The sequence below is a fragment of the Pseudomonas sp. SDI genome (assembly GCF_003105155.1).
In the GTDB taxonomy this organism is placed as follows: Bacteria; Pseudomonadota; Gammaproteobacteria; order Pseudomonadales; family Pseudomonadaceae; genus Aquipseudomonas.
In genome coordinates this window covers 1-7499 of the sequence record NZ_QETK01000056.1, presented here as the reverse complement: position 1 = coordinate 7499, position 7499 = coordinate 1, and the positions used below count along the sequence as shown (strand labels likewise).

Here is a 7499-nt window from a genome sequence, read left to right as displayed (position 1 = left end):
GAGCCCGCTCCCACAGCAACGCACAGGGCTTTGTGGGAGCGGGCTCGTCCCGCGATGCAGTCACCTCAGATCAACGTCTCGATCCGCAGCGTGTTAGTCGACCCTGGCTTGCCAAAAGGCACACCGGCGGTGATCAGCAGCGTGTCGCCACGGCTGGCCATGCCTTGCGCCTGGGCGATTTCCAGGGCCGTCGAGCACACTTCGTCCACCTGGCGCAGGCGGTCGTTGACCACCGAATGCACGCCCCAGGCCACGCTCAGGCGCCGCGCCGTGGTCAGGTTCGGCGTCAGGTTGAGGATCGGTGCCCGTGGCCGCTCACGCGCGGCCCGCAGGGTCGAGTTGCCCGACTCGCTGTAGTTGACCAGCACCGCAACCGGCAGGATGCCGCTGATCCGGCGGATCGCACAGCTGATCGCGTCCGATACGGTGGCTTCCGCCTGTGGCCGGCTAACGTCCAGCTGCGCCTGGTAATCCGGGCCCGATTCGACCTGGCGAATGATCTTGCTCATCATCTGCACGGCTTCCAGCGGGTATTCGCCAGAGGCGGTTTCCGCCGAGAGCATCACCGCATCGGCCCCTTCGGCCACGGCATTGGCCACGTCGGTGACTTCGGCGCGGGTCGGTGCCGGGGAGAAACGCATCGACTCCAGCATCTGTGTCGCCACCACTACCGGACGGCCCAGCTGGCGGCAGGTGGCGATGATGTTTTTCTGGATCTGCGGCACGCTTTCGGCCGGCACTTCGACACCGAGGTCGCCACGGGCGACCATGATCGCGTCGCTCAGTTGGGCGATCTCACGCAGTTGGGTCACGGCAGAGGGTTTTTCGATCTTGGCCATCAGGTAGGCCCGGTCGCCAATCAGCTGGCGCGCCTCGATGATGTCTTCCGGACGTTGCACGAACGACAGCGCCACCCAGTCCACGCCCAGCTCCAGGCCGAAGCTCAGGTCGCGGCGGTCCTTGGCGGTCAGCGGGCTGAGGTCGAGCACCGCCTGTGGCACGTTCACGCCCTTACGGTCGGACAGCTCGCCGCCGTTGAGCACTTCGGTGTCGATCGCGTCGGCGTGCTTGGCGGTGACCCGCAGGCGCAGCTTGCCATCGTCGAGCAACAGGTCCATGCCCGGCTCCAGCGCGGCAATGATTTCCGGGTGCGGCAGGTTGACCCGCTCCAGGGTGCCGGGGGTGCCGTCCAGGTCCAGGCGCAGGGCCTGGCCACGTTGCAGCTGGACCTTGCCGTCGGCAAAGCGGCCAACGCGCAGCTTCGGCCCTTGCAGGTCCATGAGGATCCCCAGCGGGTAGTTCAGCTGGGCTTCGACTTCGCGGATCCACTGGTAGCGCAGGGCGTGGTCGGCATGTTCGCCGTGGCTGAAGTTCAGGCGGAAGATGTTCACCCCGGCTTCGACCAGCTGACGAATGTCGTCGATGCCGTTGATCGCAGGGCCGAGGGTGGCGAGGATTTTGACTTTTTTGTCAGGCGTCATGTTGGGCAGTCTCAAGGATCAGAATGGCGCGGAAATCGTTGACGTTGGTCCGGGTCGGCTCGGTAACGATCAAGGCGTCGAGCGCGGCGAAGTAGCCATAGCCGTTGTTGTTGTCCAGTTCGTCGGACGCCGACAGGCCCAGGGCCTGGGCGCGGGCATAGCTGTCCGGGGTCATGTAGGCGCCGGCGTTTTCTTCCGAGCCGTCGATGCCATCGGTGTCGCCGGCCAGCGCATACACGCCGGGCAGGCCCTTGAGGCTTTCGGTGAGGCTCAGCAGGAACTCGGCGTTACGCCCGCCACGGCCGTTGCCGCGCACGGTCACGGTGGTTTCGCCACCGGAGAGGATCACGCACGGTGCCGCCAGCGGCTGGCCATGCAGGACGATCTGCCGGGCGATGCCGGCATGTACCTTGGCTACTTCGCGCGACTCGCCTTCAAGGTCGCCGAGGATCAGCGGGCTGAAGCCGGCCTGACGGGCTTTCACCGCGGCAGCTTCGAGCGACTGCTGTGGCCGGGCGATCAGCTGGAAGTGGCTGCGGGCCAGGGCCGGGTCGTCGGCCTTGACGGTTTCCGAGGCCGGGTTGTTCAGCCAATCGATCACCGCTTGCGGCGCTTCGATGTGGTAGCGTTTGAGAATCGCCAAGGCTTCGGCCGAGGTGCTCGGGTCGGCCACGGTAGGGCCGGAGGCGATGACCGTGGCCAGGTCGCCCGGTACATCGGAAATCGCATAGGTGTACACCGTGGCTGGCCAGCAGGCCTTGGCCAGGCGGCCGCCCTTGATCGCCGAGAGGTGCTTGCGCACGCAGTTCATCTCGCCGATGGTCGCCCCGGACTTGAGCAGGGCTTTATTGATCTGTTGCTTGTCGGCCAGGGTCAGGCCTTCGGCCGGCAAGGCCAGCAGTGCCGAACCACCGCCCGAGAGCAGGAAGATGACGCGGTCGTCGGCACTCAGGTTGCTGACCATCTCCAGTACCCGCTTGGCCACGGCCAGGCCGGCGGCATCCGGGACCGGGTGAGCGGCTTCGACCACTTCGATTTTCGAGCAGCTGGCGCCGTGGCCATAACGGGTCACGACCAGGCCCGAGACTTCGCCTTTCCAGCTGTGCTCGACCACTTCGGCCATGGCCGCGGCAGCCTTGCCGGCGCCGATGACGATAACGCGGCCGCTGCGGTCGGCGGGCAGGTGAGCTTCAAGGACTTGGCGTGGATGCGCGGCATCGATGGCTGTGTCGAACAGCTCGCGCAGGAATTGTTGCGGATCGACCGACATGGCAGGCTCCAATCTTATTGTTCTTCAGAATCGAAAACGCCCTTGGGCCTGCCTCCGTGCAGGCGGACCCAAGGGCGGGTGTTGCTCGGGTCTTGTCTAGCCGAAACTTATTGCTCGTCGCGGATCGAGAAGTTGGCCATGTGTTCCAGGCCTTTGATCAGTGCCGAGTGGTCCCAGTTGGCGCCACCGATGGCCGCGCAGGTGCTGAACACCTGTTGCGCGTTGGAGGTATTGGGCAGGTTGATGTTCAGTTCCTTGGCGCCTTGCAGGGCCAGGTTCAGGTCCTTCTGGTGCAGGCTGATACGGAAGCCTGGGTCGAAGGTGCCTTTGATCATGCGCTCGCCGTGCACTTCGAGGATCTTCGACGAAGCGAAGCCACCCATCAGCGCTTCACGCACCTTGGCTGGATCGGCGCCGTTCTTGGCGGCGAACAGCAGGGCTTCGGCAACGGCCTGGATGTTCAGGGCGACGATGATCTGGTTGGCGACCTTGGCGGTCTGGCCGTCACCGTTGCCACCGACGCGGGTGATGTTCTTGCCCATGGCCTGGAACAGCGGCAGGGTGCGCTCGAAGGCGTTCGGGCAGCCACCGACCATGATGCTCAGGGTGGCCGCTTTGGCACCGACTTCGCCACCGGATACTGGGGCGTCGAGGTAGGCCGCGCCGGTTGCCTTGATCTTCTCGGCGAAGGCTTTGGTGGCGGTCGGCGAGATCGAGCTCATGTCGATCACTACCTTGTTCGGGCCAACGCCCTGGGCCACGCCGTTCTCGCCGAACAGGACGCTTTCTACCTGTGGGGTATCGGGCACCATGACGATGATGAATTCAGCTTCCTGAGCCACTTCTTTCGGGTTGGCCAGGGCCACGGCGCCAGCGGCGATCAGCTCGGCCGGGGCAGCATCGTGGTGGGTGGAAACGAACAGGCTGTGACCCGCTTTCTGCAGGTTCTGCGCCATTGGACGGCCCATGATGCCAGTGCCGATGAAACCGATTTTAGCCATGAGAGTTGCCTCGTTGTAATTGTGTGTTCAAGCAATCTGAAGCTGTGGGGGCCCTGTGGGAGCGGCGGTGCGGCTACCTGACTTGTCCCGCGATGACGGCTGTGAAGCGACCATCGCTTCGCGGTACGAGCCGGCTCCCACAGAAAAGCCTGATCGCGACAGTTGTCTTAGATCGCGTTATGCGTTTTCAACCAGCCCAGGCCCGCTTCGGTGGTGGTCAGCGGCTTGTATTCGCAGCCCACCCAGCCCTGGTAGCCGATGCGGTCCAGGTGTTCGAAGAGGAAGCGGTAGTTGATCTCGCCGGTACCCGGCTCGTTGCGGCCCGGGTTGTCGGCCAGCTGGATGTGGTTGATCTTGGCCAGGTTGCCTTCCACGGTGCGGGCCAGATCGCCCTCCATGATCTGCATGTGGTAGATGTCGTACTGCAGGAACAGGTTGCTGCTGCCCACCTCGGCCTGGATCTCCAGCGCCTGCTGGGTGGTGTTCAGGTAGAAGCCGGGGATGTCGCGGGTGTTGATCATTTCCATGACCAGCTTGATCCCGGCAGCCTGCAGCTTCTCGGCCGCGAATTTCAGGTTGTCGACGAAGGTCTTGCGTACGGTGGCGCAGTCCGGACCCTGTGGACGAATACCGGCCAGGCAGTTGACCTGGGTGTTGCCCAGGACTTTCGCGTAGGCGATGGCCAGGTCGACACCGGCGCGGAATTCCTCGACCCGGGCCGGGTCGCAGGCGATGCCGCGGTCACCCTTGGCCCAGTCGCCGGCCGGCAGGTTGAACAGCACCTGGGTCAGGCCGTGCTTGTCGAGCAGGTCCTTGATTTCAGCCGAGCTGAAATCGTACGGGAAGAGGTACTCGACCCCGCTGAAGCCGGCATCGGCAGCAGCCTTGAAACGGGCGAGGAAGTCCTGCTCGGTGAACAGCATGGACAGGTTGGCGGCGAAGCGTGGCATGGTTGTCTCCTTGCAAAGTGGGCCCTGCACTGTGTGCAGGGCCGCTTCAGCGAATCAGTCGAGCAGCGAAATCGCGGTTGGCGCGTCGTTGCCGACCAGGGCCAGGTCTTCGAATTCGTTGACCGCGTTGATTTCGGTACCCATGGAAATGTTGGTCACGCGCTCGAGGATTACCTCGACCACGACCGGCACCTTGAACTCTTCTGCCAGTTGCTGGGCTTTGCGCAGGGCCGGCTGGATTTCTTCCGGTTTGAACACGCGCAGGGCCTTGCAACCCAGACCTTCGACCACCGCGACGTGGTCGACGCCGTAGCCGTTCAGCTCTGGAGCGTTGATGTTCTCGAACGCCAGCTGCACACAGTAATCCATCTCGAAGCCGCGCTGTGCCTGACGGATCAGACCCAGGTAGGAGTTGTTCACCACGACGTGGACGTAAGGCAGGTTGAACTGCGCGCCCACCGCCAGCTCTTCGATCATGAACTGGAAGTCGTAGTCGCCGGAGAGGGCGACAACCTTGCGGCTCGGGTCGGCCTTGACCACACCCAGTGCTGCCGGAATGGTCCAGCCCAGCGGGCCGGCCTGGCCGCAGTTGATCCAGTGACGTGGCTTGTACACGTGGAGGAACTGCGCGCCAGCGATCTGCGACAGACCGATGGTGCTGACGTAGCAGGTGTCCTTGCCGAACACCTGGTTCATTTCCTGGTAAACGCGCTGTGGCTTGACCGGCACGTTGTCGAAGTGGGTCTTGCGCTGCAGGCTGGCTTTACGCTGCTGGCAGTCTTTGAGCCATTCGCCGCGGCACTTCAGCTTGCCGGCGGCTTTCCACTCGCGGGCCACTTCGAGGAACACGTCCAGCGCTGCCCCGGCGTCGGAAACAATGCCCAGGTCCGGGGTGAACACACGGCCGATCTGGGTCGGTTCGATGTCGACGTGGATGAAGCGACGGCCTTCGGTGTAGACGTCGACCGAGCCGGTGTGGCGGTTGGCCCAACGGTTACCGATACCCAGCACCAGGTCGGACTTGAGCAGGGTGGCGTTGCCGTAGCGGTGCGACGTCTGCAGACCGACCATGCCGACCATCAGCTCGTGATCGTCCGGGATGATGCCCCAGCCCATCAGGGTTGGAACGACCGGGATGCCGGTCAGTTCGGCGAACTCGACCAGTTTGTCGCTGGCGTCGGCGTTGATGATGCCGCCACCGGCCACCAGCAGTGGGCGCTCGGCGGAGTCAAGCATGGCCAGGGCCTTTTCGGCCTGAACACGGTTGGCCGAAGGCTTCTGCACGGGCAGCGGCTGGTAGGCGTCGATATCGAATTCGATTTCAGCCATCTGCACGTCGAACGGCAGGTCGATCAGCACTGGGCCTGGACGGCCGGAACGCATTTCGTAGAAGGCTTTCTGGAAGGCGTAAGGCACTTGGCCCGGCTCCAGAACGGTGGTCGCCCACTTGGTCACCGGCTTGACGATGCTGGTGATGTCGACGGCCTGGAAATCTTCCTTGTGCAGGCGGGCACGGGGTGCCTGACCGGTGATGCACAGGATTGGGATGGAGTCGGCGGAGGCGCTGTACAGCCCGGTGACCATGTCGGTGCCGGCTGGGCCCGAGGTGCCGATGCACACGCCGATGTTGCCGGCCTTGGTGCGGGTGTAGCCCTCGGCCATGTGCGAGGCGCCTTCAACGTGACGAGCGAGGACGTGATCGATACCGCCGACTTTCTTCAAAGCCGAGTACAGCGGGTTGATCGCTGCTCCCGGGATGCCAAACGCGGTTTCAACACCTTCGCGGCGCATCACCAGAACGGCTGCATCGATTGCTCTCATTTTGCTCATGGTTTTGTGCCTCTTTGGTTTTGTAATTGTATACAAATGGCTTTTCGTCAGAGTGTATTCACGGCAGGCAGCTCTGGTCAATCCATTTTCATCGGCCGCCTGCGCGTTCGTCGTAACACCGGTGAAAACGGCATTTGGTCAGATTCGATGCAGATGGCGGAAATTATTGTATACAAAAATAATCTCCATTGTGTTCTATTTGTCGTATTGAATTTTCACTTGCCCAACTGGGCTTCTAACAACAAGAGGACCTTCCATGAACGCTTTGAGCTTGAAAGTGGCTGTCAATCTGGTGAATGCCGCGCTGGTTGCGGGTCGCAAGATCTCGGCTGCGCCGCTGACAGTGGTGGTGCTGGATGCCGGCGGGCACCTGCTGACCCTGCAGCGTGAAGACGGTGCGAGCCTGTTGCGGCCACAGGTGGCAATGGGTAAGGCGTGGGGGGCGATTGCCCTGGGCAAGGGCTCGCGCCTGCTGGCGCTCGACGCACAACAGCGTCCGGCGTTCTTTGCCGCACTCAACGGCCTGGGCCAGAGCCCGGTAGTGCCGGCGCCCGGTGGCGTGCTGATTCGCAATGCGCAGGGGATCGTGTTGGGGGCGATCGGGATTAGCGGGGATACCTCGGACATAGACGAGCAGTGTGCGATCAGTGCGATCGAAGAGGCGGGGTTGACCGCTGATGCCGGGGTAGCGGCCTAAGGCTTTTTAGCCGCGCCTGCGCTCTCAGCGGTTATTTGCCCTGTGGGTCGGCCTTGCCGGCGATGCCATGGGCTTTGGCTTTGGCCTTGGTGGGCATATCCATTGTGGATGGCGGCTCTGCCGGCCCCTTCCGCCCTGACGGCGGGTCACTTTTGACGGCGCAAAAGTGACCAAAACGCCCCGGCCCTGCATACGGCCCCTGCGCTGCGCTCCGGGGTTCCCTCGCTCCGCACCTGCTCCGCGGGGACCGCGCTGATGGCCCATCCATGG

General features: G+C 63.4%; 6 protein-coding genes. 1 reads left to right on the top strand and 5 read right to left on the bottom strand.

All coding sequences use genetic code 11. The features are described from left to right. Positions 1-65 precede the first annotated feature (65 nt). The 5 genes from pyk to gcl form a co-directional block, all read right to left on the bottom strand. Positions 66-1481 (bottom strand): pyruvate kinase, encoded by a 1416-nt coding sequence (gene pyk / locus DCO48_RS22320; RefSeq protein WP_116552778.1) that lies wholly within the window; start codon positions 1479-1481, stop codon positions 66-68. After that, positions 1471-2751 carry a glycerate kinase gene (locus DCO48_RS22315; RefSeq protein WP_116552777.1) on the bottom strand — a complete coding sequence of 427 codons (1281 nt, stop codon included), beginning with the start codon at positions 2749-2751 and terminating at the stop codon, positions 1471-1473. The genes pyk and DCO48_RS22315 overlap by 11 nt, the downstream gene beginning before the upstream one ends. A gap of 107 nt (positions 2752-2858) precedes the next feature. Continuing rightward, positions 2859-3752: a 2-hydroxy-3-oxopropionate reductase gene (locus DCO48_RS22310; RefSeq protein WP_116552776.1), complete on the bottom strand. Its 894-nt coding sequence runs from the start codon at positions 3750-3752 to the stop codon at positions 2859-2861. Between the two features lie 167 nt (positions 3753-3919). Continuing rightward, positions 3920-4702, bottom strand: a complete 783-nt coding sequence (gene hyi / locus DCO48_RS22305; RefSeq protein WP_116552775.1) for a hydroxypyruvate isomerase — start codon at positions 4700-4702, stop codon at positions 3920-3922. 54 nt (positions 4703-4756) lie between these two features. Beyond that, the gene (gene gcl / locus DCO48_RS22300) at positions 4757-6532 is read right to left on the bottom strand and encodes a glyoxylate carboligase (protein WP_116552774.1); all 1776 of its coding nucleotides are present in this window, start codon (positions 6530-6532) and stop codon (positions 4757-4759) included. Positions 6533-6788: 256 nt separating this feature from the next. Here gcl and DCO48_RS22295 point away from each other — a divergent pair, with 256 nt between their 5' ends. Next, positions 6789-7229 (top strand): heme-binding protein, encoded by a 441-nt coding sequence (locus tag DCO48_RS22295; protein WP_116552773.1) that lies wholly within the window; start codon positions 6789-6791, stop codon positions 7227-7229. Positions 7230-7499 lie beyond the last annotated feature (270 nt).